Below are 1,570 nucleotides of genomic sequence, written 5' to 3'. Positions count from 1 at the left end.
GGCGCACCGGGAGGCAGGGGCCCCGCAGTCGGGGCAGGCCCCGGCCGCGGCGAGCAGGCCGGTGCCCGCCTCCCAGGTCTCCCGGCGGGCGTGCTCGGCCAGCAGCGCCGGGAGGAGCAGGTCCAGGGACTCACCCGCGTAGGGGACGGTGGCGCCGCGGGAGGCGAGGCGGGCGGTGTACCGGGCCCGGCTGGCCGGGGTGTCGGGGTCCAGTCCCTCCCGCTCGCAGAACTCGGCGTAGCCCAGGGGGTCGAACAGGGCCACGCTGGTGTGCCCGTGCCGGCCGGCGAGCGCGCGCAGCAGCCGCTCGGTGCGCCGCAGGTACCCGGCGTGGTCGGTGTGGCGGAAGCTGGCGTACCGGCGCATGAGGGCGAAGCCGGCCGCGTCGGGGATGACCGCGACGGCGGCGGCGGACTCGCGGGCGGTGAGGTGCCGGGTGCTGGGGGCCATGACTCCTCCTCGGTGATCGGGGACGGCACGGAACCGTCTGATCACTGAGAGTAATCGCCGCCACTGACAACGCCCCGCTCGCGGCCCAGGCGCTCGAAGAAGGCGAGCAGCCCGGGGTCGTCGACCGAGCCGGGGTTGACCGCCCGCTCCAGCGGAACCCCTTGGAGGAGCCGCTTGACCGGGACCTCCAGGCGCTTGCCGGTGAGGGTGTGGGGCACGCCGGGGACCTCGATGATCTCGTCCGGGAGGTGGCGGGGGGACAGCTCGGCCCGGATGGTCCGCCGGACGCGTTCGCGCAGCGCGTCGTCCAGCACGGCGCCGGGGGCGAGCCGGACGAAGAGCGGCATCCAGTACCCGCCGTCGGGGCGCTCGGCGCCGATCACGAGGGACTCGGCGATCTCGGGCAGGCGCTCGACGGCCTCGTAGATGTCGGCCGAGCCCATCCGCACGCCCTGCCGGTTGAGGGTGGAGTCCGAGCGGCCGTGGACGACGACGCCGCCGTGAGCGGTGACCGTGATCCAGTCCCCGTGCCGCCACACGCCGGGGAACGTCGCGAAGTAGCTCTCGCGGTACCGCTCGCCGCCAGGGTCGTTCCAGAAGCCGGTGGGCATGGAGGGCATCGGCTCGGTGACGACCAGCTCGCCGACCTCGCCGGTCAGGGGCCGGCCCTCCGGGCTCCACGCGGCGAGCGCGGTGCCCAGGCCCGGCGCCTGGATCTCCCCGGTGCGGACCGGGAGGGTGGGCACCGCCCCGGCGAAGCAGCTGCACACGTCCGTGCCGCCGCTGACGGAGGCGATCCACACGGGGCCCGCCTCCCGGCTCAGCCAGCGGAAGCCGTCGGGCGGCAGCGGCGAGCCGGTGGTGGCCACGCAGCGGGTGGCGGACAGGTCCAGGTCGCGCGCCGGGTGAACGCCGGCCTTGGCGCAGGCCATCACATAGGCGGCGGAGGTGCCGTAGAGCGTGGCGCGGGTGCGGGCGGCCACCCGCCACTGGGCGTCGGGGCCCGGGTGGCCGGGGCTGCCGTCGTGGAGGACCACCGTGCAGCCGGTCAGCAGCCCGGAGACGAGGAAGTTCCACATCATCCAGCCGGTGGAGGTGTACCAGTAGAACCGGTCGCCGG

At 75.5% G+C, this 1,570-nt stretch carries 1 protein-coding gene and 1 pseudogene; both read right to left on the bottom strand.

The annotated features are described in order from the left end of the window. Positions 1-450 (bottom strand): annotated as a pseudogene (locus D7231_RS34590) (hypothetical protein); the annotation flags it as partial. Positions 451-491: 41 nt separating this feature from the next. Then, a partial coding sequence (locus D7231_RS34585) for an acetoacetate--CoA ligase (protein ID WP_120760306.1) occupies positions 492-1,570 on the bottom strand: 1,079 nt, incomplete at its 5' end.

Source organism: Streptomyces klenkii, from assembly GCF_003626645.1.
GTDB lineage: Bacteria > Actinomycetota > Actinomycetes > Streptomycetales > Streptomycetaceae > Streptomyces > Streptomyces klenkii.
This window is presented reverse-complemented; position numbering and strand designations above follow the sequence as displayed.